The organism is Venatorbacter sp. C2-1, from assembly GCF_022832715.1.
GTDB classification, from domain to species: Bacteria; Pseudomonadota; Gammaproteobacteria; order Pseudomonadales; family Oceanobacteraceae; genus Venatoribacter; species Venatoribacter alkanivorans.
On sequence record NZ_CP094879.1, the window covers coordinates 927,109 to 954,061 of the forward strand.

Genomic DNA, 26,953 nt, shown 5'->3' on the forward strand with positions numbered 1-26,953 from the left:
GTGAAACGCTGGGCGATGATTCTGTAATCGCTCTGTGGTAGACAAGGGGTTCCTGTTTAATTCACTGAGGGAACCCCATGAAACGCACTACATTGCTGGCCATTCCGGCTTTTTTGGCACTCTCGTCTGCGGCATCCGCCGCCACTGTGACGTATAACGCCGCTTTTGTCTCAAACTACCTGTTCCGTGGCCTGAGCCAGACTGATGATGGTCCGGCCTTGCAGGGTGGTGCAGATGTTAAAAACGGTAATGCCTATGCCGGTGCCTGGTTCTCCAATGTTGATAAGCCAGACGGCGCCGAAGGTCTGCCGGTCGAGATGGACGTGTATTTCGGCTACAACAACCAGTTCGATGGTTTTAACCTCGATATGGGCGTGCGTACTTACAACACCCTGTTCGATGTGGGTCGTGAAGAAACCGAATTCAAACTGGGTACCAGCCCGGCCAAGGGTCTGTCTGTCAATATGCACCGTGGCGTAAAGGCTCAGTACTGGTATCCGGAAGTCACTTTCGAAAAACACCTGCCGCAGCGTCTGTACCTGGACGTAGCCGTTGGTATGTGGATGGTGGATGACGCTGACGATAAAGCGCTGACTGCCCGTGTTGAAGTGGCCCGTGATTTCCCCGAATTCCATAAGATTGATCTGTTTATCGCTGCTGACTTTATCAGCGATGACACCCCTTATGGCGACAATAACGATAAAGACGATTCCGATCTGAATTTCGTTATCGGTGTACGCAAAAACTTCTGATAAGTGATGCGTTACCCACAAAAAAGCCCGGAAAATCCGGGCTTTTTTGTGTCTGGCGGAAACGCTCAGGCGCTTTTCAGCATCGCATACAGGTCGTCCTTCAGATGCAGACGGCGCATTTTCAGGCCTTCCAGGCGCTCATCGGAGGCCGCTTCAACGGCTTCTTCGATTTTACGTACTTCGCGGTCAACTTCATGGTACTCGTCAAACAGACGGGCAAAGTGACGGTCTTTCATTTTCAGGGAACGGATCTGGTCGCCCATGTCCGGAAATTCGCTGTGCAGGTCGTGGTGTTCAATTGTCATTATCAGGCCTCCTTTTGCAGATGCTTTCAGATTGCCTGCTCTGGCAGAAAGCGTCTTGATACAGATCAGGCGAATCCCTGTCGTTTGCAGGGGCTTTGCTATAGTTGATGCAGATCAAATCGTTAATTATTTCAGGGAGAGGGATATGAGTTGTAACAACGTTGCGCTGCTGGATGATGAGATCAGTATGGTCAGGTTGCTTGAGCGCGCGCTGGATAACTACGATGTTCAGTCCTTTACCGATCCGGAAGGGTTTCTGAATGGTCTGCGTCCGGAGACGGACTGTATTCTGCTGGATATTCAGATGCCGGGCCGTGATGGCTATGAAATCTGTCGTCTGTTGCGTGCCCGTGAAGCAACACGCCATACGCCGATTCTGTTTGTCTCCGGTCAGAGTGATCTTGACCAGCGTCTGCAGGGGTATGCTGCCGGGGCCGACGATTTTATCAGTAAACCTTTTAATATTGACGAGATGCGCGCCAAGGTTGAGCGCGCTCTGCTCAGCAGTGAGCAGCGGGAAATCCTGCAATCATCGGCCGATTATGCCCGCCAGGCGGCGTTTGAAGCCATGACTCACTCGGCGGAGCAGGGGGAGATCAGTCGCTTTATCGAGCAGGTTATGGGCTGTAAAAACCGCCAGCAGCTGGCCTCTGTACTGATTGCCAGCCTGAAAAACTTTGGCCTGAATGCTGTTTTGGCTTGCTGGACGGGGCCGGAGTTCTGTTTTGTCTCGCATGCTGAGCAGGTGCGGCCATTGGAAGCGGAGCTGTTGCTGAGCTGCCGCGAAGGCGCGCGTATTATCGAGCTGGAAAAACGCATGATAGTGAACTTTGGTAATGCATCCGTGCTGATCAAGAACGTGCCCTGGCAGGAAGAGGCACGTTATGGCCGGATAAAAGATCACCTGTGCGTTCTTATGAGCAGTGTACATGCAAGGCTGCAGTCGCTGGCGACTGAGCACAAACTGCATCAGCAACAGACGCTGCTGAATGCACTGGACGATGTGGAATATGCCCTGCAGCATTTGCAGCAGCGTCAGGATCAGGGGTTAAACAGTGCGCGTGAAACCGTGCAGGAGCTGGAGCTGGAGTTGTCTGAAGAGCTGCTGTTGCTGAATCTCGATCCGGATCAGGAGCAGCATCTGACGCAGCTGGTGCGTAATCATATGGGTCAGCTGGAGCGCCTGTATCGTAACTGCGCAGATGTCACCGGCCCGCTGCAGCCGGTGCTGCAGGCGCTGGCTGATATTGCCGGAAAGCGCCTGCCTGACAGAGACTCTGTCTGAGATCAGTGAATTTTACTCAGCGCCGCCTGCAACCACTGTTGCAGCTGCGGTGCCGGTAAGGCTCCGGCCAGACGGTCAATTTCTTTTCCCTGATGATAAACAATCAGCGTCGGGATACTGCGGATGCCGAGTTGCGCGCTGGTTTGCTGCGCCTGTTCGGTGTTTACCTTGGCAAAGCGCATCTGTTGTTGCATCTGTCCGCACAGCTGGGTAAATACCGGCGCCATCATCTGACACGGGCCGCACCAGCTGGCCCAGAAGTCCACCACTACCGGCAGATCATTTTTCAGCAGAAAACGCTGAAAATTACTGTCGTTCAGTTCCACCGGATGACCGTTGAATAAGGGCTGTTTGCAGCGCCCGCACTGGGCCTGCAGCTTTTGTTGCTGATCTTCAGGGATGCGGTTAATGGCGGCACAGGATGGGCAGGTGTAATGCATGATGGAATCTCCGCGAGAATATGCCATCTATATGCGTCTTCGGTAATGAAGTTTCAAGGGCTCAGCCGAATTGCCGGCGATACTCACCTGGTGTCAGGCCGGTCAGCTGGCGAAAGCTGCGGCGCAGGCTGCTGTCATCAACAAACCCCAGCATATGGCTGATTTCGCTGATGCTGCGGTTGCTGGTCTGTAACTGATCACTGACCTGATTCAGTTTGATCAGCCGCAGCAACTGTGCGCAGGTCATTGTGCTTTCCTGTTTAACCCTGCGTGCCAGTGTGGCCGGGGTTAGGTGCAGATGGTCGGCCAGCGCAGAGGTTTGTACCTGTTGTGCCGGAGTTTGCTCCACCCACTGGATAATGCGGCGTAACAGCTCGCTTTGTTGCAGTAACAGGGGAAGTTGCTGAAAAGGGTTGTTCTGTTCATTCGGTCGCGGCAGCACCATATAGCGACGGATCTCTTCGGCGAGAGCAGCACCGCAGTGGCGGCTGATCAGCTTCAGCGCGATGGGCAGATAGCCGTTAACTCCCGAGGCCGTTGCCAGATGCTCGTCAAACAGGCAGCTGTGCTGCAGGCTCCAGTGAACCTGTGGAAAAGCCTGACTGACTGTATCTTTCAGCCACCAGGTTGTTGTGGCGTTGTGCTGATCCAGACGTCCGCTGCGGGCAAGCAGACAAACGCCGGTACAGTAGCTCCATAATTGTGTGTTGTCCGGCAGCCGCTGCAGGGTGTTAACCAGCGCCTGGTCACTTGCCTGTATGACCTGATGACGATCACGCCAGGCACCGGGGATAAGCAGGGCATCCGGTGGGTTTGCCGCCAGTGCTAGAGTGTCGAGCGTCTGACCATTGGCAACCGGCAATGCACCGCCGGGTTCACTCAGCCAGGTTATACGGAATTGCCGTTTGCCGAGGCGCAGATTGCAGGCAGTCAGCAGGTCGGCAAAGGCGAACAGGCCGGCAGGGATGCAATCAGGGTAGAGCAGTAATCCAATGTTCATCTGCTTAAAAATGTCTGTTTTATGTCGATTCTTGCCATGCTAGCGCGTGCAGGCCCCCTCTACAATGCCCTTACTCAGAGAGGAGAGCGCTATGAAAATACGACAGATTCGTAATGCCACCATGATTGTTGAGCTGGGCGAAAAGCGCATTCTGGTGGACCCTATGCTGGCTCCGAAAGGGGCGATCCCAGCGTTGAAATACGCAACTTTCAGCCGTCGGCGTAACCCATTGGTTGAGCTGCCGGATGACAGCCCTGACTGGTTGAATGAAGTGACCCATTGTCTGATTACCCATTGCCAGAAGGGGCACTTTGATCATCTTGACCGGGCTGGCAGCCGCTGGCTGCGTGAGCGCGGTATACCAGTATTCTGTATGACTGGAGATGCTGATTTTCTGCGCAGTAAGGGGCTGAACGTTCAGCCGCTGCAAAGCGGAACACAGTCTTTTCTGGAAGGCGAAATTACACCGGTTCCCTGCGTGCACGGCCGCGGGATTGTGGGCAGCATGATGGCCCATGGCTTTGGTTACCTGATTCGCTATCCGCAGGAGCCAAGTCTGTATATAGCAGGTGATACACTGCTGACAGCTGAAGTGAAACGTTGTCTGACGGAGCAGCAGCCGCAGGTTTCGGTGATTCCGGCAGGAGGGGCACGGTTTGATATTGGTGGCGATATCATCATGGGACAGGAAGAAGCACTGGAAGCCGCACGCCTTAGTCAGGGAGTGGTGGTGGCAAACCATCTGGAGGCTCTGGATCACTGCCCGGTGACACGCCAGTCACTGACACTGGCAGCACGTCGGGCAGGTATTCTGGAACGCTTACATATTCCGCAGGACGGTGAAGAACTCTGCTTTTCTTGAGTCAGGGTTGAGTAAGACCGGCGGCCTGAACCTTCTGCAGGAAGGCCGCTTTGTCCAGCTCTCCGACAATACGGGCGGATTGCATTTCCTGCTGCTGATTGAAAAACAGAATGGTTGGCGGGCCGAAGATCGCGTGCTTCTGCATAAAGGCAATCTGCTCGGCGCTGTTATCGGTGACGTCGAGCTGCAGCCAGAGGACGTTCTTCATCATCTGCTGCACATCGGGCTCGGCAAAGATTTCTTCTTCCATCACTTTGCAGCTGATGCACCAGTCGGCGTACAGATCGAGCATCACCGGTTGCTGGCTGGCAGCAATCCGGCGCTCGATATCGGTAACGGAATCGCTGCGGTAGAACGCTGAGCTGTGCGCTGTTGTGCTGTTAGTGTTAACCGCAACCAGACCGCCGCTCAGTGGTTGCAGCGGGTTGCTGTTACCCTGTAATACGCCGATAAAGGCGCTGATGCCGTAGAGTAAAAATACCCAGGCCAGACCTTTGACCAGCCGCTGTATGCCGCTGGTGGCCGGTTCCAGTGCGCCCAGGCTGATGCCGTAAAACAGGGCCAGCAGGGCCCACAACAGCAGGCTGACGCTCTCGGGCAGGATGCGGCTCAGCAGCCAGATGGCAACGCCCAGCAGCAGAATGCCAAAGAATGCCTTGATCTGGTTCATCCAGCCGCCGGCCTTAGGCAGGAACGAAGCGCCGGTGGTGCCGAGCACAATTAGCGGTGCGCCCATACCGAGGCCAAGCGCCAGTAATGCGCTGCCGCCCAAAACGGCGTCGCCGGTGGTGCTCAGATAAACCAGCGCGCCCGCCAATGGAGCAGACACACAAGGGGATACCACCAGAGCGGAGAGAACGCCCATGATAAAGACGCTCAGCCACTGACCGCCTTTCTGGTTCTGATTCAGCTGGTTCAGACGATTACGCAGGCCAGAAGGCAGTTGCAGCTCATACAGGCCAAACATGGCCAGTGCCAGCAGCACAAAGAGAACGGCAAACAGAATCAGTACCCAGGGTGTTTGCATCCAGGCCTGAATATTGGCTCCGGCACCCAGCAGGCCTACGGTCAGACCGGCGGCGGCATAAGTCAGCGCCATACCGAGGACGTAGATGGATGACAGCATAAAGCCACGGCTGGCGGAGGTATTCTTCTGACCCAGAACAACCGTGGTCAGGATGGGCACCATCGGCAGCACGCAGGGGGTAAAGGTCAGACCGAGGCCCAGCAGAAAGAACAAACCAACAACCGCGCCCCAGGAGCGGTTGCTGAACCAGCTGTCTGCTGCGCCGTTTGTTTGGTTGTTCGCTTTGTAGTTGCCAGTGCTGTCTGTGACACTGTTGCCTGACGCCGTATCGGAGTTGGCATTGGCCGTTGTGTTTTGTGCAGCCTGAATATCGGCCTGAGTAATGGTCAGGCGAGAGCGCTGCGGCGGATAGCACAGGCCGGCGTCGGCACAGCCCTGGTGGTGCAATACCAGTTCACCGGGCTGAAACCGGCTCAGGTCAAAGCGGGTATCCAGCTCACCATAAAATGCAGTGACCAGACCAAAGGCTTCGTCTTCTTTCTCTTTACCCGGATGCGAGTAGTACACCGGGTCGGCCTTCAGCTCACCCTGCTGGATAAAGATGCGGTGCTTGTAGAGGTAATAGCCATCGGCGGAGTGCCAGCTGGCGTGCAGCTGGCCATTATCGATCAGCGTGGTCAGCGGAAAGGCCTGTTCGACCGGCAGAAAGTCCGGCTCGTCGTTACCGGTCAGGCTGTCCAGCAAGCCAGCCTGCGCGGGCAGCCAGAACAGAGAAATACACAAGAGTAACCACTTCGCCACAGATAACCTCCGGGTCATTGTCCGTCTGTCAGGTATTACGCTTCACCGCCAGTAACGCCAGCGCACGCAGGGCCTCTTTGGCCTCTGAATCCGGCAAAAGTTGCAGGTGCGCCTGAGCGCGGTCAGCACAGTCATAGGCTTTCTGACGGGTGTATTCCAGCGAGCCCAGTTCGCGTACGGCATTCAGTACGTCGGCCATATCGTCAAGGCCGCCTTTGCGGATCGCCGAGCGGATCAGGCTGCGCTGTTGTTCGTTACCATGAGCCATGGCGTGAATCAGCGGCAGGGTTGGCTTGCCTTCGGCCAGATCGTCGCCGACGTTTTTACCCATGGCTTCGGCATCGCCTTCGTAATCCAGCACGTCATCAATCAGCTGGAAAGCCATGCCCAGTTCCTTACCGTATTCCTGCATGGCCCGGCTTTGCTCGGGAGTGCATTGCAGCAGAGCGGCAGCAGCATGGGTTGAGGCTTCAAACAGCATCGCCGTTTTGCCATGGATAACATCCATATACTGCGCTTCGCTGGTGTCCGGGTTCTTTACGTTGGTGAGCTGCAGTACTTCACCCTCGGCGATCACGCAGGTGGCATTCGACAGGATGCTCATCGTTGGCAGTGAACCCAGTTCAACCATCATGGTAAAGGCACGGCTGTACAGGAAGTCACCGACCAGTACGCTGGGAGCGTTGCCCCATTTGGCATTGGCGGTCGGGTTGCCGCGGCGCATGTCCGAGGTATCGACCACGTCATCGTGCAGCAGGGTGGCGGTGTGCAGAAACTCAATCACGGTGGCCAGCTTAACCGCTTGCTCGTTGCACTGGCCGAATGCTTTGGCGGTCATCAGTACCAGTAGCGGGCGAATGCGTTTGCCGCCGCTGCTGACAATGTAGTCGGCGATCTTTTCAACCAGGGGAACGCGCGATGCCAGTTGGGTATGGATCAGGCGATCCACCGCCTGAAATTCGTCGCTGACGACAGCGAGAATATCTTGTATCTGCATGAATTAAGGGCCTTATAAAAAACGGCGCTCGACTCCGGCGGAGCTTGCAGGCAGAACCGGAGCGGCTGAAGGCGTGCAGTGTAGCGATGTACTGGAAGGGCTGACAACGATAGCGGGTGAAAAAGTCAGTTTTTGGCCGCCTGAAACCGGCTTTTCAGCATATTTTTACTTTTTGGCCTGTAATTGCCGTCGCCGCTGGCCGGGAGTTTTCGCTGCTGATGTCAGCCGGATGGCAGGCTTACCGCCCAATAGGATTGTGACTTGCGCGTGTGGATAAGCTGGGGTATAGTCTCGCGCCCCGAAATTCTGCTCCCTGCCATATGGAAACCAGAGCGTTGCCAGTAGAAGCAGGTCGTGAAAGTAGCAGCCAAGTAAGTGCCCGTTTATGGGCTCATGTGGAGATTACAGTATGTACGCTGTAGTAGTAACTGGCGGTAAACAGTACCGTGTTGAAGAAGGCCAGACCCTGAAAGTTGAGAAACTGGAAATCGCTACCGGCGAATCCGTTGCTCTGGAAAAAGTTTTGCTGATCGGTAACGGCGATGACGTTAAGATCGGTGCTCCTGTTGTTGCAGGCGCTAAAGTGACTGCTGAAGTCGTTGCTCATGGTCGTCACAAGAAAGTGAAGATCCTGAAGTTCAAGCGTCGTAAGCACCACATGAAGCAAATGGGCCACCGTCAGTGGTTCACTGAACTGAAAATCACCAGCATCGCTGGCTAATTATCTGAATTAAGTCCGGGGTCCGTGCCGGTTTGCCAAACCGCCGCATCCGCAGTGTTGCAGTGACCCCAAAACAGGAGAAAAGCAATGGCTCACAAAAAGGCTGGTGGTTCTACCCGTAACGGTCGTGATTCCGAGAGTAAACGCCTTGGTGTCAAACTGTTTGGTGGTCAGGCTGCAAAAGCAGGCAGCATCATCGTTCGTCAGCGTGGCACCCGTTTCCACGCTGGTACCAACGTTAAAGTTGGCCGTGACCACACTCTGTTTGCTACTGCAGACGGCGTTGTTACCTTCGAGGTAAAAGGTCCGGAAAACCGTAAGTTTGTAAGTATCGTTCCAGCCGCTTAATCGCTGCACGACTTACCCGAGCGCCCTGGCTGCAAAGTTCACTTTGAAGTCAGGGCGTTTTTGTTTGCATTCAAGAGGATATAAGGCATGAAATTCGTCGACGAGGCGCGAATTACCGTTCAGGCGGGCAAGGGCGGCAATGGCTGTATGAGCTTCCGTCGCGAAAAGTTCATCCCTAAAGGTGGCCCGGACGGTGGTGACGGCGGTGATGGTGGTTCGGTTTTTCTGGAAGCCGATGACGCCATGAACACCCTGATCGATTACCGTTACACGCGCCATTATCAGGCCGAAAACGGTAAGAACGGTTCCAGCCGTAACTGTACCGGTTATAAAGGTGCTGACCTCTATCTGAAAGTTCCCGTCGGCACGACGGCTATTGATGAAGACACCGGTGAAACGCTGGGCGATCTGACTGAACATGGTCAGTTGCTGATGGTTTCCCGTGGCGGCTTCCATGGTCTGGGCAATACCCGTTACAAATCCAGTACCAATCAGGCGCCGACCCAGACCAAACCGGGTCAGCCGGGCGAATCACGCAACCTCAAGCTGGAGCTGAAAGTGCTCGCTGACGTAGGTTTGCTGGGCTTGCCGAATGCCGGTAAATCGACCTTTATCCGTGCGGTTTCTGCAGCCAAGCCCAAGGTGGCGGATTATCCGTTTACCACGCTGGTGCCGAATCTGGGTGTGGTATCGGTCGAAGCGCACCGCAGTTTTGTGGTTGCCGATATTCCGGGTCTGATTCCTGGCGCCTCTGATGGTGCTGGTCTGGGTACCCGTTTCCTCAAGCATCTGGTGCGTACTCACTTATTGCTGCATATCGTCGACATGGCACCCTTCGATGACTCCGATCCTGCGGAAAACGTACAGGCCATCAGCAACGAGCTGGAGCAGTTTTCTCCTGGTCTGGCGCAGCGTGACCGCTGGCTGGTGCTGAATAAGCTGGATCTGGTGCCGGAAGAAGAACGCGAGGCGCGTTGTCAGGACGTTATCGACCGCCTGCAGTGGCAGGGGCCGGTATACCGTATTGCCGCGATTAACCGCGAGGGTACGTTTAAAATCAGCTGCGACATCATGGAATACATTGAGCAGCGTCGTTTACGTGCCCAGGAAGATGAAGAATTTGCCGAGCAGTTACAGGCAGAGCGTGCACAGGTTGAAGCCGAAGCGCGTGAGCATATCGAGTATCTGCACGAGCGCCGTCGTCAGCAGCGCGAGCTGGATCAGGATTACGATGATGATGACGATTACGACGTGGAAGTTATTTATACCCGCGAATAATCGCGGCTAACCATAACGCTCGAAAGAGTAGTCGCAGAGAGCAACAGGCAGAAAGCAATGACGGCTGTGGAGTGGCAGGAAACCCGGCAGAAGCTGGCGCAACAGAAGCGCTGGGTCATTAAAATCGGCAGCGCGCTGCTGACCAATGATGGCCGTGGTCTGAATCGTGAAGGTATGCAGAGCTGGGTGGATCAGATTGCAGCTTTGCTGCAGCAGGGTCACGAAGTAGTGCTGGTATCATCGGGTTCGGTGGCAGAAGGCATGACTCGTCTGGGCTGGAGCAAGCGTCCGGACGAAGTGCATAAGCTGCAGGCCGCTGCAGCGGTCGGGCAGATGGGGCTGGTGCAGGCCTATGAGACGGCTTTTGCCGGTCACAAGCGCGCTACCGCACAGGTTCTGCTGACGCACGACGATCTCAGTGACCGCAAGCGTTACCTGAATGCCCGCAGTACCCTGCGCACGTTGCTTAGTCTGGGTGTGGTGCCGGTGATCAATGAGAACGACACCGTGGTTACCGACGAAATCAAATTCGGCGATAACGATACCCTTGGGGCGCTGGTTGCCAATCTGGTAGAAGCCGATGTGCTGGTGATTCTGACCGATCAGCTGGGCCTGTTTACCGCTGATCCGCGTTCCAATCCGGATGCTGAGCTGATCGCCGAAGGCCGCGCCTCAGATCCGCAGTATATGGCGATGGCCGGCGGCGGCGGTGTATTGGGGCGTGGTGGCATGATCACCAAGATCCGTGCGGCCAAACTGGCGGCGCGTTCCGGTGCGGACACTGTGATCGTCGGTGGCCGTATTGATAACGTCATAACCCGTCTGCGGGCCGGTGAAGTGCTGGGTACTATGTTACTGGCTGATAAAGAGCCGGTGGCGGCGCGTAAGCAGTGGATTGCCGGGCATTTACAGACCCATGGTGAACTGGTGCTGGATGCCGGGGCGATTAAAGCCTTGCGCGAAGGTGGCCGCAGTCTGCTGCCGATTGGTGTGGTGGCGGTTGGCGGTAAATTTGAACGTGGCCAGGTGGTGGCCTGTAAAGACGAGCAGGGCAATCTGGTGGCTAAAGGTCTGGTCAATTACAACCAGTCCGACGCTCAGAAAATTGTGCGCACACCGACTGCGCAGCTGGAGCAGGCTCTGGGGTATATTGCCGAGCCGGAGATTATTCACCGCGATAATCTGGTAGTCTTGTAACTTTGGCGCAGCACTTGGGCTGTGCGTTAAGCAAAAGTAAGAATAAGCAGAGGAATAACATGATCGAGGCCGTAAACGTAGCCGGTATTAACGTCAGTAATGACGCGCCTTTCACTTTGTTTGGCGGCATGAATGTGCTGGAAAGCCGTGACCTGGCAATGCAGATCTGTGAACACTACGTAAAAGTAACGGAAAAGCTGGGCATTCCGTATGTGTTCAAAGCATCTTTTGACAAGGCTAACCGCTCCTCGATCAATTCCTACCGTGGTCCGGGTATGGAAGAAGGTCTGAAGATTTTTGAAGAAATCAAAAAGACCTTTAACGTACCGCTGATCACCGATGTACACGAACCTTATCAGGCCGCACCTGTGGCTGAAGTGGTGGATGTTATCCAGCTGCCTGCGTTTCTTGCGCGTCAGACCGATCTGGTGGTGGCTATGGCCAAAACCGGTGCGGCCATTAACGTGAAGAAGCCGCAGTTCCTGGCGCCGCATGAAATGCGCCATATCATCAAGAAGTTTGCTGAAGCCGGTAATGAGCGCGTCATGTTATGTGAGCGTGGTTCCAGCTTCGGTTATAACAACCTGGTGGTGGATATGCTGGGTATGGACGATATGAAGACCATGGCGCCGGTTATATTCGACGCCACGCACGCGTTGCAGCGTCCTGGTGGCCGTGCCGATTCTGCCGATGGACGCCGTCAGCAGGCGTTCCAGCTGGCACGTTCCGGTATGGCTCTGGGGATTGCTGGTCTGTTTCTGGAGGCGCACCCGAATCCGGCTGAAGCCAAGTGTGATGGCCCTTGTGCCTTACCGCTGGATAAGCTGGAAGTGTATCTGGAGCAGATGAAAGCCGTGGATTCGCTGGTGAAGTCTTTTGCAAAAGTGATCATCGACTGATCATTAAGGGAAGGGACTGCTTTTTAAGCAGTGCCCTTGTTGACACTGGGGCGGGATGTCTGGATAATCCCGGCCCTCTTAGATTTGATTGATAAACCAATTTTGAGGAGCCGACTGTGGCAAATTCCGCTGGTTCTCGTAAACGCGCCCGTCAGGCTATCAAACGTCGTGCTCGTACTGTAGCTCTGCGCTCAATGGTGCGTACTTACATTAAGAAAGTACACGCTGCTGTTGCGACTAACGACTATGACCAAGCCCAGGCTGCGTTTACTAAGACTCAACCTTACATCGACAAAATGGTGAACAAAGGTATTCTGCACAAGAATACTGCTGGACGTATCAAGAGTCGTCTGAATGCTAAGGTTTTCGCACTGAAAGGTTAATCTCTGATTAACGTTCCGGTTCGGACGAAAAACCCGCTTTTGCGGGTTTTTTTGTTTCTGTCGTTTGCTGCGCGGATATGGCCAGGCCCGGCTGACTTTCCTGCAGGCTTTCCTACAGACTTTCCGGTGTAGCTGCGTATGATACGCGCAGGTAAATGGAGACTCGTATGACGCAACCGCAAGACCCTACTCCCGCCGAACAGAAGCCAGCCGGTAAAGGTCTGGGCCTGCTGCGTTCGTCGTCGATTGTCAGCCTGATGACGCTGCTCAGCCGGGTGCTGGGGCTGATCCGTGATGTGGTGGTGGCGCAGTATTTTGGTGCCCGCGCCGACGCTTTCTTTGTTGCCTTCAAAATTCCCAATTTCTTCCGCCGTCTGTTTGCCGAAGGGGCTTTCTCCGTCGCTTTTGTGCCGGTGCTGAGCGAATACCGCCGCCTGCGGCCGCTGGAAGAAGTGCAGCTGCTGATTGCCCGTACTTCCGGTGTATTGGGAGCGGCGCTGCTGGCGGTGACACTGCTGGCGCTGTTGTTTGCGGATTATCTGCCCTGGATTTTTGCGCCGGGCTTCCGTAATGATCCGGAAAAGTTTGCTTTAACTGCCGATCTGCTGCGTATCACCTTTCCCTATCTGTTGTTTATTTCGCTGACGGCCTTTGCTTCCAGTGTTCTGAACAGTTACGGTCGTTTCGCGGTACCGGCGTTTACTCCGGTGTTGCTGAATTTGTGCATGATTTTCGCCACGCTGGTGATGACCGACTGGTTTGAAGAGCCGTTGTTTGCGCTGGCCTGGGGTGTGTGTCTGGCTGGTCTGGTGCAGCTGGTATTTCAGTTGCCTTTTGTGGCGCGGCTGGGACTGCTGGTGCGCCCGCAATATCAGCCCAAAGATGAAGGTGTTAAGCGTATCGGCAGTCTTATGGTGCCGGCGCTGTTTGGTGTATCGGTCAGTCAGATCAATCTGCTACTGGATACTCTGCTGGCGTCTTTTCTGGAGAGCGGCTCGGTGAGCTGGCTGTATTATTCCGACCGCCTGAACAACCTGCCGCTGGGCGTTTTTGCTATCGCTATCGGTGTGGTGATTCTGCCGGCGCTGTCGGGTCGTCATGCTGCGGATGAAAAGGACAGCTTTTCCCGCACCCTCGACTGGGCTGTGCGTATGGTATTTCTGATTGCGCTGCCGGCAGCGCTGGCGCTGGTGCTGCTGGCGACGCCGCTGATGTCGACCATCTTCTTCCATGGAGAAGTGACGGTCTACGATGTCGGCAAGATGAGTCTGAGCCTGCAGGCTTACGGCAGTGGTTTGCTGGCCTTTATGATGATTAAGGTGCTGGCGCCGGGCTATTACGCCCGTCAGGATACGAAAACCCCGGTAAAAATCGGTATTCAGGCGATGGTGGTGAATATGGTGCTGAACCTGATTCTGGTTTTCCCGTTCGCTCATGCGGGTCTGGCGCTGGCGACCTCGCTGTCGGCTTATTTTAACGTGTATATGCTGTACCGCGGCCTGCGAAAGCAGGGGGTCTATCAGCCGCAGGCCGGATGGTGGTCTTTTGCCGGCAAGTTAGCGCTGGCTAATGGCGCTCTGGCGGCACTTATGTGGTGGCTGATGGGGCCGGCGCAGAGCTGGCTGGAATGGTCGCCTTCATTGCGTGCCGGCTGGATGGCGCTGATCGTTGTCTCCGGTATCGTTCTGTATTTTGCTTTACTGATTGCAGCAGGGCTGCGTTTGCGCCATCTGCGCGGCGAAGTGTTCTGAAATCATACGGCTGGCCAAATGGCTGTTCCCTGAGCAGTCATTTGGCTATAATCCGGCCCTTTGTATTCGGCGGGTAGTGGTTGTAGATGCGCTTATTGCGTGGGCTTCATAACATTCCGGAAGACTTCAGCGGTTGTGCGGTTACGATCGGTAATTTCGATGGCCTGCATCTCGGCCATCAGGGGATTCTGCGGGCGCTCAAAGCGGTCGCGCAGCAACACTCGGTGCCAACCCTGGTGATGTTATTCGAGCCCCAGCCGAAGGAGTTTTTTGCGCCTCAGGTGGCACCGGCACGTCTGGCTAACCTGCGTGAGAAGCTGCAGGATCTCGCCGCTCAGGGTGTGGATTATGTGCTGTGCCTGCCATTTAACCAGACGCTGCGCTCTATGCCGGCGGATGCCTTTATCCGCGATATCCTGATTTCTGCCTTAGGCGTTAAGCACCTGATCGTCGGCGATGATTTCCGTTTTGGCTGTGACCGCAGCGGTGATTATCAGGCGCTGGCCCTGGCCGGCAAAGAACATGGCTTTTGTGTGCAGGATACTTCCACCTTTGAGGTGGACGGCGAGCGGGTCAGCAGTACCCGCATACGCAGCGAGCTGGCCGCGAATAATCTGGCGCGTGTCGCGCATCTGCTGGGACACCCTTACCGCATGTCGGGCCGGGTCGCCTTTGGCCGTCAGCTGGGCCGTATGCTGGATACGCCAACCGCCAATGTGATGGTGCGGCGCAGTAAATTACCGCTGACTGGTGTGTTTGCCGTGTGTGCCATTGACGAAGCCTGCGGCAAGAAATATCAGGGCGTTGCCAATTGCGGTGTTAAGCCCACCATCAGCGGAGAGCCGGAACCTTCGCTAGAAGTACACCTGCTGGATTTTCAGGGCGATCTCTACCACCGCCATTTAACGGTGGAGTTTTTACATAAAATCCGCGAAGAACAGAAATTTTCTGGTCTGGATGAACTAAAGCAGGCCATTGCGGCCGATAAAACAGCGGCCAGACATTATTTTGCCGCCTTGCCTGATTCATCCCGATTTTGAACCGAATTCAGACTTTCAGAAAAGTGACGCAGCTATGAACGATAAAGTGGAAAGCCAATATAAAGCGACGCTGAATTTGCCCGATACCGACTTCCCGATGCGCGGAAATCTGGCACAGCGTGAACCGGAAATGCTCGCCCGTTGGGAGCAGATTGGCCTGTACCAGAAAATTCGTGAAGCCCGTGCCGGCCGTGATCAGTTTATTCTGCACGATGGCCCGCCGTACGCGAACGGCAAGATTCACCTGGGTCACTCCATTAATAAAATCGTAAAAGACATCATCGTGAAGTCGCAGACGCTCAGCGGTAAGGACTCACCTTACGTACCGGGATGGGACTGTCACGGCTTGCCGATTGAATTAAAAGTAGAAGAAAAAGTCGGCAAGGTTGGCGTGAATGTCAGCGCCAGTGAATTCCGTAAGCATTGCCGTGAATATGCGATGGAGCAGGTGAATGGCCAGCGCGCCGATTTCAAACGCCTGATGGTACTGGGGGACTGGGAAAACCCGTACCTGACCATGGATTTTAAATTCGAAGCCGACATCATCCGTACGCTGGGTAAAATCATCGATAACGGCCATCTGCACAAAGGCTTTAAACCGGTTAACTGGTGTTCTGACTGTGGTTCTGCACTGGCCGAAGCTGAGGTGGAATATCAGGATAAACAATCCATCGCTATCGATGTGAAATTCGCCTTTGCGGACAGCACTGCATTGCTGCGGGCTTTTGCTGCTGATGAATCTCTGGCGGCAAAAACGATCAGTATTGTGATCTGGACCACCACACCATGGACGCTGCCGGCTAACGAAGCCGTATCTGTACACCCGACGCTGGAATACTCGCTGGTATTGCTGAAAGAACAGGGTGAAATTCTGCTGCTGGCCGCCGATCTGGTGAACGATGCCATGCAGCGCTACGGTATCGCGGCTGATGGTTTTGAAGTGATAGCCACAGCTAAAGGTTCGGTTTTTGGCCAGTTGGATGGGCAGGCAACAGCACCTTTCGTTGTACAACACCCGTTTATGCCCGCGGCAGACGGCGGTGCGAAATATGTGCCTGTCATTACCGGTGATCACGTAACAGCAGAGTCCGGTACCGGAGCGGTGCATACCGCACCTATGCACGGTGCGGACGACTTTGTGGTGTCTAAACGTTTTGACGTTAAATCTGACGATATGTTGGTTGATGGCGCCGGTAACTTTATCAGTAACGCGGCTCTGGATGCGCTGGAGCTGGCAGGATTAAGTACCGCCGATAAAGGTAATTTCCGTGTGCTGGGTCTGTTGGCAGAAAAAGGCGCATTGCTGAAAAAAGCGAAAATTACCCACAGCTATCCGCATTGCTGGCGTCATAAAACGCCGATTATTTTCCGCGCCACGCCGCAGTGGTTTATCAGTATGAATCAGGCCGGATTGCTGGAAAAAGCCCTGCATGAAGTGAATGAAAATATCGAGTGGAAGCCAAGCTGGGGTCAGGCGCGTATCGAAAGCATGATGACCGACCGCCCTGACTGGTGTATTTCCCGTCAGCGTACCTGGGGTGTGCCGATTGCGTTATTTGTGCATAAAGAAACCAGTGCACTGCATCCGGATTCTGCGGCCTTGATTGAAAAAGTGGCCCTGAAAGTTGAAGAAAAAGGTATTGATGCCTGGTTTGAACTCGAAGCTGCTGAGCTGTTAGGCGCTGATGCCGAACACTATGTAAAAGTCACCGATACGCTGGATGTATGGTTTGATTCCGGTGTATCCCACAGCGCGGTTTTGCGTCAGCGTAAAGGGTTGCGGGCACCGGCTGATCTTTATATGGAAGGTTCAGACCAGCATCGTGGCTGGTTCCAGAGCTCCTTGCTGACCAGTGTCGCCGCGTACGGTGAGGCACCTTATAAAAGTGTGCTGACGCACGGTTTTACGGTCGACAGTAATGGCCACAAAATGTCCAAGTCGCTGGGCAATACGATCGAGCCTGCCGAGGTTATTAAACAGTACGGGGGCGATATTCTGCGTTGGTGGGTTGGTGATGTTGATTACACCGGTGAAATTACGGTGTCTCAGGACATCTTCAAGCGCAGTGCGGATTCATACCGTCGTGTACGTAATACCTGTCGTTTCCTGCTGGCCAATATTAATGGCTTTAACCCGCAGACCGATATGGTTGCCGGAAATGAACTGCTGCCGCTGGATGCCTGGATGGTGAATTATACCCGCCAGCTGCAGGACAAAGTTATTGGTTACTACCACAACTATGACTTTAAAGGCCTGACCAAAACACTGATGAATTTCTGTGTGACGGAGCTGGGTGGTTTCTATCTTGATGTGATTAAAGACCGTCAGTACACCTGTAAAGCCGATGGTCTGCCACGCCGTAGTGCGCAGACGGCTCTGTACCACGTGCTGGAAGCGATGAGCCGCTGGATTGCTCCGATTCTGTCATTTACCGCAGAAGAGATCTGGAGCTGTCTGGCCGGTGAGCGCGAGGAATCAGTTATGCTGGCCGAATGGTACAACGCTTTCCCTGACACCGGAGACAGCACCTTTGATGATGCGTTTTGGGCCGATATTATCGCCGCCAAAATTGCCGTGAACGGTGTGTTGGAAAAAGCCCGTACCGATAAAATCATCGGTGCCAGCCTGAGTGCCGAAGTAGAAATTTACGCGCAGCCTGAACTGAAAGCTCAGCTGGAAAAACTGGGTGATGAACTGCGTTTCGTGCTCATTACTTCCGGTGTTCAGGTATTGGATTTCAACGCCGAAGCCGGTGTTGAAACCGAGCTGACAGGTTTGCGAGTGCAGGTTAAAGCGTCTGCACATGACAAATGTGAGCGCTGCTGGCACCACAGCGATGATATTGGTCAGAATGTTCAGCATCCGACGCTGTGCGGCCGTTGTGTGGAAAACGTGGAGGGCGATGGCGAAGTCCGTCGTTTTGCATAAATGCCGAATTCTCAGCAGTCCCGCTCAGCATTAATCTGGCTCTGGTTGGCACTGGCGGTATTCGTACTGGATATCGCCACCAAACAGCTGGCCGAAATGATGCTGACGTATGGCCGTCCGGTATATTTATTGCCCGTACTGGATTTTACCCTGCTGTATAACCGTGGGGCGGCCTTCAGTTTTCTCGCTGATGAGTCTGGCTGGCAGCGCTGGTTTTTTACCGCTGTTTCACTTGGCGTGAGTGTCATGCTGATTGTCTGGCTGAAACGTTTGCCGCGTACACAAATCTGGATGCCGGTTGCACTGGCGCTGATTTTAGGCGGTGCTTTGGGCAATTTATTTGATCGCCTGGTGTATGGTCATGTGATCGATTTTATTTCCGTACATTGGGATCGTTCGTATTTTCCGGCTTTTAATCTGGCTGACTCGGCAATTACCGTCGGTGCTGTGATGATGGCATTGGATGTTGTGCGCGAGACCTGGCAGGAACGTCGTCAGGCTTCCTGAAATATAGTTTTTATTGAGTAGTTATTATGTCCGTCGGAATCATTGCAGCAGACAGTAAAATCACAATGCACTTTGCGTTGAAAATCGACGATGAGCAGATTGTTGATTCAACCTTTGAACGTAGCCCGGTTAACTTTGTTTTGGGCGATGGCAATCTGCTGCCAGGTTTCGAGGAGTATTTACTGGGACTGGCAACCGGCGATCATAAGACTTTCAGCGTGCCGCCGGAAAAAGCCTTTGGTCAGCCGAATCCGCAGAATATGCAGGAAATGAAGCGCAACAGCTTCCCTGTTGATATGCCGGTTGCACCGGGCTTAATGGTCTCTTTTGCTGACGCTCAGGGAGCAGAACTGCCGGGCGTTATCAGTAAAGTGGAAGGCGATTGGGTAACTGTTGATTTCAACCACCCGCTGGCGGGTAAAACCCTGCAGTTTGAAGTGCAGATTCTTGAGGTTCAGAATGCAGATTAAACTCGCTAATCCACGGGGTTTTTGTGCTGGTGTTGATCGCGCTATCGACATTGTTAATCGTGCGCTCGATTTATTTGAACCACCGATTTATGTGCGCCATGAAGTGGTGCATAACAAATTTGTGGTGAATGGCCTGCGCGAACGTGGTGCTATTTTTGTCGATGAACTGGATGAGGTGCCGGATAACAGCATTGTTATTTTTTCTGCCCATGGTGTATCTCAGGCGGTACGAAAAACCGCAGAAGATCGTGGCTTGCGCGTATTTGATGCGACCTGTCCATTAGTGACCAAGGTACATCTGGAAGTCAGCCGCTACAGCGCCGATGGCAGTGAGTGCATTCTGATTGGCCATAAAGGTCATCCGGAAGTTGAAGGCACAATGGGGCAGTATGATTATGCTCAGGGCGGACATATTTATCTGGTCGAAGACGAAGAAGATGTGGAAGCACTGTCGGTAAATAATCCGGACAGATTGTCGTATGTAACGCAGACGACGCTGTCTATGGATGACACCGCGCGTGTAATTGATGCTCTGCGGGTAAAATTCCCCAATATTCAGGGGCCGCGTAAAGATGATATCTGTTACGCCACGCAAAATCGTCAGGATGCAGTGAAAAATCTGGCCGCCGATTGTGATTTGTTACTAGTTGTCGGCTCACCGAACAGCTCCAACTCGAACCGTTTACGTGAGCTGGGTGAGCGTATGGGCGCTAAAGCTTACCTGATTGATAACGCCGCAGAAATCCAACCGCAGTGGCTGGAAGATGTGAAAGCCGTTGGTATTACCGCGGGAGCATCAGCTCCGGAAGTACTGGTGCGTGAAGTGGTTAACAAGCTGGTTGCTCTGGGCGGAGAAGCCCCGCAGGAAATGCAGGGCCGCCCGGAAAATGTGGTGTTTTCGTTGCCGAAAGAGTTACGGTTGCAAGAAGTTTAAAACTCTTCGAGAGTACCACCTTTAAGGCGATGATTTCTTGTACCTAAGGTGTTGAAAATAACATCACCGTCGTCTCGTTGATCCCCCAATGCGGTTGCTTCGACCTCAACGCATTGAGTCAATGGCATTACATTCCCATTAAGTACGCACTGTCGGGCACTGATGCGGAAGCGCCCGTTTGGGGTTGTATAAGGGTTGCTTGGCAGCCCCAGATCGGTCAGACTTGTAGTGTAGGTCAGGGTGTCGCGCCGAAATTCTTCCTGGGCTGATAAAATTGGCCCCAATTCGTCTGTACCGACTTCTGTACGATGGCTTTTGAGCATGTATTCGTAATAAGTGGGTACGGCTATTCCTGCAAGAATACCAACGATGGCAACGGTTACCATCAATTCCATCAGGGTAAAGCCAGAGTGTTTATTTTTGCCGGTTGTGCCTAGATTAATCTTCATTCGTCAAAAACACCGTCGTCAATTGTATTTGCCGTGCAATAGTATCATTGAATGTTAATGGCGTGGCATCCAGTAATACAAAGCTCCGTTGTTGTGCCCGCTGTGCCTGATCGGCGAAAGATCGTGTCAGAATGCTGAGTTTAACAGCATGAACATTGTTCCAGTTATTGACCTGGTCCGCTGATACATAGCGTCTTCCCGTAGCGTCGCGTTCACCATAGAGTATCTGCATATTTTCGACTCCAACTGCCAGTGTTTGCGCTGGAGCAACAACGGTGCCTGTGTTTTCGTTGTAGGTAACACAGCGGAATACATCATTAAAGTTATCATCTGCACCAGCACCGGCAAAATTTGGTTCAATCCAATAAACATCGACCAAAGGAGTGTCATCCGCCAGTGCCAGATTTACACCAGTACAGTCTTGTGCATCGCGTGGTGTTGTTGCGCCTCTGTAAAGGCGTCTGAGTGCAAGGCGATCGCTCAGATCTGTGCTTTCAAAGCTGCAGGCTGCTCCAGCAGCAGGAGGCATTGCTGCACCACCGCATAATGGTGCCATTGGAGTGGTACGGCCTTCTTGCTCATTCGGAGTATAGCCCGCACGATGAATTTCTTTTGTTAACCAATGCAATATGAAGCGACCAGTTTCCTGAGATTGTGCTGCAGAGTTTGATTGGTTAGCGCTGCGGTTAGAGGTCACCATTATGTTCATCACAAAATAAGTGACCATCATGCCGACGGATACTCCGATCAGGAGTTCCATTAATCCCAGGCCACGGTTCTTTCTGAAAGAACTTATCATGGTTCAAACCTCCCACTCACGCTGGCTCTTCTGGTTTCTGTTGCAAGTGGACTGTTGCTGGCGTAAATTTTATTGCCGTTTGCATCCTGTCTTTCTGTAGTTGAATCCCAGGTAACGGTTGCCACCATATCTGTTCCATCGACAGTTACCGATATAATGGGATTTGGCAGAAAGTTGATAGATTGCGCCCGAGTGGTAATACTACCCGGTACGCTGATTCCCATATTACAACGGACTTCCCAAAGATCATACGTAGCCAATTCTTCTGCAGTACAGCTGGGGTCTGCCAGAACCCGATTGCGGCCATCATGGTAATTTGAACATATTTTCGCAGGAACATTGCAATTCAGGGGAATTACGGTGGTGTCATAGTTGGCAGAGGCTTCTGAATTAAACTGGACCCTGCTGATAATTCCTTCCCTTATAAATAGTGCATGGGATTTTCCACCGGCATCAATCGCAGATTTATTCGCCTCAATCTGTAAAGAACTTAAACCAACCAGAGCTACGGAGGTTACGGCGACGGCGACCATTGCTTCAATAAGGCTGATGCCTTTTTGCTCTAACATGCTGCCTCCTGAACCAGAACCTGTCCCATAAACGTAATGGATATAGTTCTTACCCGGTTACCCGTGCAATTCGGAACATTAATAGTAAAGCTCCCTGCTGCACTGGTAACCCGCCCCTGGTCATCAAAAATTAATGGAGTACCTGACGTATAGGTTGAGGTAATAGTACCCGTTGCGGCAAGAGGCGTGGTTGCGCTTCCTGTTTGTATGCGAACAACCAAGCCGTCATCACCATCAGAAATGACCTGCCATCCGTTACTCCAGTCATTGTTGATTGGGCTAATCGATACAGTATCAATGGTTGTTACATTATTGACGGCGAAATCCCTGGCAAAGCTGATATCTCGCAGTAGATCATCGCGATACCGGTCTGCTGCACTATTAATGTTCATTGTGCTGAGGGATGGTACGCCAACAGTCAGCAGTATGCCGACTATCGCAATGGTGACCAGCAGCTCAATTAAGGTAAATGCACGTATTTTATACATCTGGTTCTCTCTGAGTGCCCTGCCCGAAGGCAGGGCAACATCTTAAAATAGTTCACGCCAGTAGCTTTTGTGGATAATTTTGGCCCCATCCTCACAGATTGAAATCGTAGAGCTACCATCGGTAATTATCTCTCCGCAATCCTTGGGCGGGAAAGGGGGCGGAGGGGGCGGAGGGGGCGGAGGGGGATCATCATCACCCCCACCAGTTGTTGATCCATTTCCTGTAATGATCAGTTTCAGATCATTCAAAGGGTTGTCAATTTTGCCCCAGTCATCAATATGCGGGTCTTTGGGTTGAGTAGCATCAGCATTGTTTGCCGAAATTTGTACTGAGTAGAGTTGGCCGTTACCCGCATCAGCGTTACAGCCAGATGAGCTTCCCAGATTTGGCCGGAAGGTGCTGAAGAATGTTCTTCCGTTTACTGTTGTTGACGTTGAAAGTACTTTTTCACCGGTTCGTGTGAGTGGTATATAGTAACCATTAATCTTTTTGTTAGCGGGCTCCGCACTGTAATTATTCAGGTTAGCCAGATCAGATTTAGTGACAGTTGTATAAGATGTCGGTGGTGTTACATCTACATTCATGTCGTTTACAACATAAAAACTATCTTTGGTATCGGTATCTAATGGATGAGCTCGATAGCCGGATCCTATTGCCAGCTGATATCTGGCAATTTCCTGATATACCGGGTTACCACTGACGGGATCAGTGCTGGTCTGAATTTTTCGCTTGGTATAAATAACATCCAGGTTGTTATAAAAACGCACATGGTTAAGGGTTGTATTGTCTGCACCAAGGTCTGCAATCATGCCTCCCTGTGCAGAATTGGCTGAACCTGAACCGAGATCAGTAAGATCAATACGCCATATCCGTCCACCCAAATCTGCGGCGTAGAGCAGATCGACATTTCCATCTCCCCTGTTATCAATGGGAATAACCTGACCGACGATGCCACTGGTCATTTTATTAAGTTGAAGATCAGCTGATGAATCTGCAGAAGCCCACCACAAACGTTTACCTGTTTCAGGGTCTACGAGATAAATTGCATTTCCCTGAGCGTGTTCCTTACGGGTTTTATTGTTGTCTTCATCAGGGTCATAACCACCTGCAAACAGTAAAACATCACGCTTTTTATTATTCCATAGCACAGGAATAACGGATATTTTTGACCAGCTTTGTCCCAGTTGTTTGAAATCTCCTGTACCGCCAGTAATTTGCCAGGCCAGTTTAGGGTTGTCGCGATCAGTAACGTCAAGTGCGTAATAATTACGGCCGCCACGGCGCATGGCTACGTAGATATAAGCTTTTTCACCAAGTGCAGGATCAATAATACGGTTACGATTAATATCTGTGTGGTAAGAACTGATCGGGCCATCCAATCCATAGACCTTCGTGCCTCCACCTGCGTAGTAAGCCGCAGCATTTGGTAGCAATTCTTTAGGGATAAAAGCGAATCGTTCTTTAGGGTTGCTCAGTTTGGTATCGAACGCATGCAAATAGCCGGAATTAGTACCAATAAACAGAGTGCTGTCTGGTACATTAACACCGTCCTCTTGTATTGTGCCGTAGTTAAGCAGGATTGGCTTGCTATGCAATGGGTCTTCGATACGGCGACGTGCTGCTGTCGGATCGCTGCCTTTTGTGTCCAGGCCGCGGGTCCACTGCACCAGCTTCTTGAATTCCGAACTAGAATAGCTGGTGTTAAACAGTGTTTGTTTCACATTGCTGTTGCTTTCTGTTATCCGGTTACCGCTATCCATGAGATTATTGTTGATGAGGTTGGAAACCACTCTACGATCAGTTGTGAGACGGCTGGCAATACCACCTTTTTCCACATTATCGCCATCCGGAGCATCGTCGTTTAAAGTCCAGAAACTTCTTGCATTGTTACGGAAGAAACCGGTGTTTGGGTCAATGGCGGGGCTGTCGTTCGCATCGACAAATGTACCGCCATCTTTAAGGCGGAAACGCTTAACATTACCTTGCCAGCTTACCGATGCATGTGGTTTGAAAACCGAAAAATATAATTGGTCGAGTAATTCCAGACTGTTGAATGCGTTTACGGCTACTGCAGGCGCAGAAAATGTATCTGCTGACTTGGAAATATCATCGAAAATTTTGGTTAATGCATTTTTCAGACTTTGATAGTCATTGGCTTCTGCCGAAATACCGCCACCATGGGTTGCTGCGCTGTTTAAAAAGCTTTGGGAATTCCCTGACAGGAAACCACCAATGGCATGAAATTGTACATGTTGATCACCATCCAGCGGGGAGTTGTCAGTGGTGTACATGTAGTAAGCCAGCTCTTCAATACAACTGTTAGTAATGGTGGTGTTACCGCCGCCATTGGATGAGCAGCTAGTGGACAGATCTCTTGGTCTGTCAGCGTATGGTGTTGTTCTCAGCATATCGCGGATAGCAGCATTGCTTTCACCATCCACGGACGAATCACCATCGGTGAACAGTACAATGTGATTTTTCTGACATTGGTCTGTAATAGGGCTTATATACCTGCCATTGCTGTGAGTGCTGGAGTGGCTGAGGTATGTCCACGGATAACTTGAATATCTCTTAGTCCGGCCGTAATTAACGGGGTCCCCACGCAGATATGACAGTGCCTCGTGCACACTTTCTGTCATCGGTGTACCGCCGCCATCATTATAAGCGTCAATAATATCTTTAAAATCTTCTTTATTTGAGCCAGCATCAATATCAAGCATCGGGGTGCTCAGATATCCCCCTCTGTATTGCTTATCCTGCCCGCTTTCATAATAACTCCGGGAAGGATTGTAGCGCATCAGAGCTAAATTGATGCCGCTGATATCATCGATTGTATCTTTCGCCGCGCGCTTGACAATATCAAGGCGGGTTTCAGATCCAGCGTAAGTCCCCATACTACCAGAGGTATCAAAAATAAAAATTACGTTAGGGTTTACCCGGTTGGGGTTGCCTAGGTAAATCTCCGTATCATCCGCCAGTAGCGGGTTGGTGAAGAGACCAAAACTTATTAATGACAGCCAATAGAGTTTCATATTATTTCTCCACCTGAGACTGATTTTCAGGGTTGTTCGGATCTGCAGCCAATTCGTCAAAGCCACCGATGATTATATAATCTGCTGATCTGTCATTACGGTTAATGCCGAGAGACAGGTACTCATATTTTCGTTTCAGGAAAAGCTCCAGTGCGGTCTGAAAATCTACTACGCTATTTTTTTCCTGAAATCTGGTGTTACTTGTAATTTTTACTTGCTCAATTTCACAGCCATCGCAGAGCCTTGCAGAAATATTATTGGGAGCAATGGATAGTACGCTGCTATTCAGAAGCTGTACTTCTACGTGGGACATAGGCAGTGCGGCGAATGTGTTCGTTGACGCTATCGACGTAATAAATACTGTCAGGGCCAACAGAGTTTTATTCATATTCATTATTTCGATCTCCTTACTGTTGGTTTGGGCTGACCGCGATCAGATAAAATCCCTGCTGTTGCCGGGATTTCAGTACATCGCCATTGGTAACACCTTCAGCATTGGCTTCCATATAGTATTTGAACTTAGCCCCGCCCTGAGAGTTGTCCTCGTTCTCTTTTGCCGAGTGTAGATTAGGTTCTTTAAGCATACGTACATTTATTGATACGGCCTTAATCGCTTTACCGTATCCGGGGCGGGTAATATTGTTAGTGCCAAAAGGGTCAAGGCGGACAAGGCCATATGGGTTACCCTGGGCAAAGCTGGCATTTTCCTGAAGGATAAGGTCACCAAGTGTATTGGCTGCTATTTGGTATTCGCCTGGCTCGTCGATTTCGGCAAGAAAAGAGCGCGAAGTACTGTAGGTCGCACGGAATACTTCCTGACCATGATCAAGATTTGAGATCATTCTAGCCTGGAGTGTGGTGCGCTGCATCGCGACCATTGCACCAACAGTGATCACCGTCATAATAACCAGACTGAAGATCAGGGCGGAGCCACGTTGCTGTGTATTGTTGCTTGATTGAGGAACCATAACCCACCTCAGATTGATGTCAGGCTTATAGTAATCTTACTGTGCTGTCATGGTAGGGATTGCCGATTAGTGGTCTTAATCCGGTGGCTAATGGTCGGCATTGCAAGGGTTAGCGGGCGGGGCAGGCCACATTCTTTCCGTTGGCGGTTTCTGGTAAGCCATCACCATCCTTATCCTGTCCGGGCCGGACACTTCCATTCCTTGATATGATAAAAGTTGCACCTGTAGGTCTGGAACCGTGGGCGCAGTAGCCGAAAGAGCCTGTGTGGAAGCCCGCAAAACCGCTTGCATTAAAGTGGATAACTGATCCATTGAAGGTTCGTAAGACTGTGCCAGCTATTACAGCGGGTAATCGCAGTAAAATGACCTCCCCCTGATCAAGTTGGCGATTGCTGTTTTTGTCCAGAAACATAGTTAATTCACTATTCCAATCAACGGCGCATTGATTGGTGTTGTTTAGCGGGCAAAGTGTGGTCGGAGTCATGTATTTAACGGCACTGCTTCTGGCGAACTGAATCGAAAACCTTAGCTGGCTGATGTCCTGCTCCGCAGACATGCGTTGTAGGAAGCTATTGAAAGCCGGGACTCCTGCCCCCAGAAGAAGGCTTGTCAGCATCAGAGTGGTCAGTGACTCGATCAGAGTAAAGGCTTTGATGTGTTGATTGTTATGCATAGTAACTCCTGAGTCCGTTCGGGAGGTGAGTGTTGCCGGCGCCTGTCC

The 26,953-nt window shown here is 52.2% G+C and carries 28 protein-coding genes; 15 read left to right on the forward strand and 13 right to left on the reverse strand.

The features are described 5' to 3' along the window. Positions 1 to 77: 77 nt before the first annotated feature. Positions 78 to 752: a TorF family putative porin gene (locus MT343_RS04160; RefSeq protein ID WP_145469735.1), complete on the forward strand. Its 675-nt coding sequence runs from the start codon at positions 78 to 80 to the stop codon at positions 750 to 752. A gap of 65 nt (positions 753 to 817) precedes the next feature. Here MT343_RS04160 and MT343_RS04165 read toward each other — a convergent pair whose 3' ends face one another. Further along, positions 818 to 1,057 (reverse strand): YdcH family protein, encoded by a 240-nt coding sequence (locus MT343_RS04165; RefSeq protein WP_145469734.1) that lies wholly within the window; start codon positions 1,055 to 1,057, stop codon positions 818 to 820. Between the two features lie 145 nt (positions 1,058 to 1,202). On the opposite strand from MT343_RS04165, the gene MT343_RS04170 reads away from it, so the two are divergent. Next, positions 1,203 to 2,342, forward strand: a complete 1,140-nt coding sequence (locus tag MT343_RS04170; protein ID WP_186435962.1) for a response regulator — start codon at positions 1,203 to 1,205, stop codon at positions 2,340 to 2,342. 2 nt (positions 2,343 to 2,344) lie between these two features. Here MT343_RS04170 and trxC read toward each other — a convergent pair whose 3' ends face one another. Next, entirely contained in the window at positions 2,345 to 2,782 is a 438-nt protein-coding gene (trxC, locus tag MT343_RS04175; protein ID WP_145469732.1) for a thioredoxin TrxC, read from the reverse strand. 61 nt (positions 2,783 to 2,843) lie between these two features. Further along, entirely contained in the window at positions 2,844 to 3,782 is a 939-nt protein-coding gene (locus tag MT343_RS04180; protein ID WP_145469731.1) for a GlxA family transcriptional regulator, read from the reverse strand. A 91-nt stretch (positions 3,783 to 3,873) separates the two neighbouring features. On the opposite strand from MT343_RS04180, the gene MT343_RS04185 reads away from it, so the two are divergent. Continuing rightward, on the forward strand, positions 3,874 to 4,644 hold the full coding sequence (locus MT343_RS04185; protein ID WP_145469730.1) for an MBL fold metallo-hydrolase: 771 nt from the start codon (positions 3,874 to 3,876) through the stop codon (positions 4,642 to 4,644). A 1-nt stretch (position 4,645) separates the two neighbouring features. Here MT343_RS04185 and dsbD read toward each other — a convergent pair whose 3' ends face one another. Beyond that, positions 4,646 to 6,472, reverse strand: a complete 1,827-nt coding sequence (gene dsbD / locus MT343_RS04190) for a protein-disulfide reductase DsbD (protein WP_186435961.1) — start codon at positions 6,470 to 6,472, stop codon at positions 4,646 to 4,648. Positions 6,473 to 6,500: 28 nt separating this feature from the next. Continuing rightward, the gene (gene ispB, locus MT343_RS04195) at positions 6,501 to 7,469 is read right to left on the reverse strand and encodes an octaprenyl diphosphate synthase (protein WP_145469728.1); all 969 of its coding nucleotides are present in this window, start codon (positions 7,467 to 7,469) and stop codon (positions 6,501 to 6,503) included. 409 nt (positions 7,470 to 7,878) lie between these two features. Here ispB and rplU point away from each other — a divergent pair, with 409 nt between their 5' ends. From rplU to ispH, 12 genes are all read left to right on the forward strand, one after another. After that, positions 7,879 to 8,190: a 50S ribosomal protein L21 gene (gene rplU / locus MT343_RS04200; protein WP_145469727.1), complete on the forward strand. Its 312-nt coding sequence runs from the start codon at positions 7,879 to 7,881 to the stop codon at positions 8,188 to 8,190. Positions 8,191 to 8,277: 87 nt separating this feature from the next. After that, on the forward strand, positions 8,278 to 8,538 hold the full coding sequence (gene rpmA / locus MT343_RS04205) for a 50S ribosomal protein L27 (RefSeq protein WP_145469726.1): 261 nt from the start codon (positions 8,278 to 8,280) through the stop codon (positions 8,536 to 8,538). An 87-nt stretch (positions 8,539 to 8,625) separates the two neighbouring features. After that, positions 8,626 to 9,816: an Obg family GTPase CgtA gene (cgtA, locus tag MT343_RS04210; protein ID WP_145469725.1), complete on the forward strand. Its 1,191-nt coding sequence runs from the start codon at positions 8,626 to 8,628 to the stop codon at positions 9,814 to 9,816. Positions 9,817 to 9,873: 57 nt separating this feature from the next. Beyond that, on the forward strand, positions 9,874 to 11,013 hold the full coding sequence (proB, locus tag MT343_RS04215) for a glutamate 5-kinase (protein WP_186435960.1): 1,140 nt from the start codon (positions 9,874 to 9,876) through the stop codon (positions 11,011 to 11,013). A gap of 59 nt (positions 11,014 to 11,072) precedes the next feature. After that, the gene (gene kdsA, locus MT343_RS04220) at positions 11,073 to 11,912 is read left to right on the forward strand and encodes a 3-deoxy-8-phosphooctulonate synthase (RefSeq protein ID WP_145469724.1); all 840 of its coding nucleotides are present in this window, start codon (positions 11,073 to 11,075) and stop codon (positions 11,910 to 11,912) included. A gap of 116 nt (positions 11,913 to 12,028) precedes the next feature. Then, positions 12,029 to 12,295, forward strand: a complete 267-nt coding sequence (rpsT, locus tag MT343_RS04225) for a 30S ribosomal protein S20 (RefSeq protein WP_145469723.1) — start codon at positions 12,029 to 12,031, stop codon at positions 12,293 to 12,295. 167 nt (positions 12,296 to 12,462) lie between these two features. Next, the gene (gene murJ, locus MT343_RS04230) at positions 12,463 to 14,046 is read left to right on the forward strand and encodes a murein biosynthesis integral membrane protein MurJ (RefSeq protein WP_145469722.1); all 1,584 of its coding nucleotides are present in this window, start codon (positions 12,463 to 12,465) and stop codon (positions 14,044 to 14,046) included. An 86-nt stretch (positions 14,047 to 14,132) separates the two neighbouring features. Further along, entirely contained in the window at positions 14,133 to 15,086 is a 954-nt protein-coding gene (ribF, locus tag MT343_RS04235; RefSeq protein ID WP_145469721.1) for a bifunctional riboflavin kinase/FAD synthetase, read from the forward strand. A 34-nt stretch (positions 15,087 to 15,120) separates the two neighbouring features. Beyond that, a complete protein-coding gene (ileS, locus tag MT343_RS04240) occupies positions 15,121 to 18,015 on the forward strand; it encodes an isoleucine--tRNA ligase (protein WP_145469720.1) in 2,895 nt (964 codons plus the stop codon). After that, the gene (gene lspA / locus MT343_RS04245; RefSeq protein ID WP_145469719.1) at positions 18,016 to 18,522 is read left to right on the forward strand and encodes a signal peptidase II; all 507 of its coding nucleotides are present in this window, start codon (positions 18,016 to 18,018) and stop codon (positions 18,520 to 18,522) included. A gap of 26 nt (positions 18,523 to 18,548) precedes the next feature. After that, positions 18,549 to 18,992, forward strand: a complete 444-nt coding sequence (gene fkpB / locus MT343_RS04250) for an FKBP-type peptidyl-prolyl cis-trans isomerase (RefSeq protein ID WP_145469718.1) — start codon at positions 18,549 to 18,551, stop codon at positions 18,990 to 18,992. Continuing rightward, positions 18,982 to 19,926 carry a 4-hydroxy-3-methylbut-2-enyl diphosphate reductase gene (ispH, locus tag MT343_RS04255; protein WP_145469717.1) on the forward strand — a complete coding sequence of 315 codons (945 nt, stop codon included), beginning with the start codon at positions 18,982 to 18,984 and terminating at the stop codon, positions 19,924 to 19,926. Before fkpB ends, ispH begins: the two co-directional genes overlap by 11 nt. On the opposite strand, the gene MT343_RS04260 is transcribed toward ispH, so the two are convergent. The 8 genes from MT343_RS04260 to MT343_RS04300 all read right to left on the reverse strand — a co-directional run bounded on the left by MT343_RS04260 (position 19,923) and on the right by MT343_RS04300 (position 26,905). Continuing rightward, the gene (locus tag MT343_RS04260; RefSeq protein ID WP_145469716.1) at positions 19,923 to 20,375 is read right to left on the reverse strand and encodes a type IV pilin protein; all 453 of its coding nucleotides are present in this window, start codon (positions 20,373 to 20,375) and stop codon (positions 19,923 to 19,925) included. The genes ispH and MT343_RS04260 overlap by 4 nt on opposite strands. Further along, entirely contained in the window at positions 20,365 to 21,174 is an 810-nt protein-coding gene (locus tag MT343_RS04270) for a PilW family protein (RefSeq protein WP_145469715.1), read from the reverse strand. Before MT343_RS04270 ends, MT343_RS04260 begins: the two co-directional genes overlap by 11 nt. After that, positions 21,171 to 21,743 carry a prepilin-type N-terminal cleavage/methylation domain-containing protein gene (locus MT343_RS04275; protein ID WP_145469714.1) on the reverse strand — a complete coding sequence of 191 codons (573 nt, stop codon included), beginning with the start codon at positions 21,741 to 21,743 and terminating at the stop codon, positions 21,171 to 21,173. Before MT343_RS04275 ends, MT343_RS04270 begins: the two co-directional genes overlap by 4 nt. Further along, positions 21,737 to 22,231 (reverse strand): GspH/FimT family pseudopilin, encoded by a 495-nt coding sequence (locus MT343_RS04280; RefSeq protein WP_145469965.1) that lies wholly within the window; start codon positions 22,229 to 22,231, stop codon positions 21,737 to 21,739. Before MT343_RS04280 ends, MT343_RS04275 begins: the two co-directional genes overlap by 7 nt. Positions 22,232 to 22,273: 42 nt before the next feature. Further along, positions 22,274 to 25,264, reverse strand: coding sequence for a pilus assembly protein (locus tag MT343_RS04285; RefSeq protein WP_145469713.1), 2,991 nt, complete (start codon positions 25,262 to 25,264; stop codon positions 22,274 to 22,276). A 1-nt stretch (position 25,265) separates the two neighbouring features. Beyond that, a complete protein-coding gene (locus MT343_RS04290) occupies positions 25,266 to 25,658 on the reverse strand; it encodes a hypothetical protein (protein ID WP_145469712.1) in 393 nt (130 codons plus the stop codon). Between the two features lie 13 nt (positions 25,659 to 25,671). After that, on the reverse strand, positions 25,672 to 26,232 hold the full coding sequence (locus tag MT343_RS04295) for a pilus assembly PilX family protein (protein ID WP_145469711.1): 561 nt from the start codon (positions 26,230 to 26,232) through the stop codon (positions 25,672 to 25,674). A gap of 109 nt (positions 26,233 to 26,341) precedes the next feature. Next, positions 26,342 to 26,905 (reverse strand): GspH/FimT family pseudopilin, encoded by a 564-nt coding sequence (locus MT343_RS04300; RefSeq protein WP_145469710.1) that lies wholly within the window; start codon positions 26,903 to 26,905, stop codon positions 26,342 to 26,344. Positions 26,906 to 26,953: the final 48 nt, after the last annotated feature.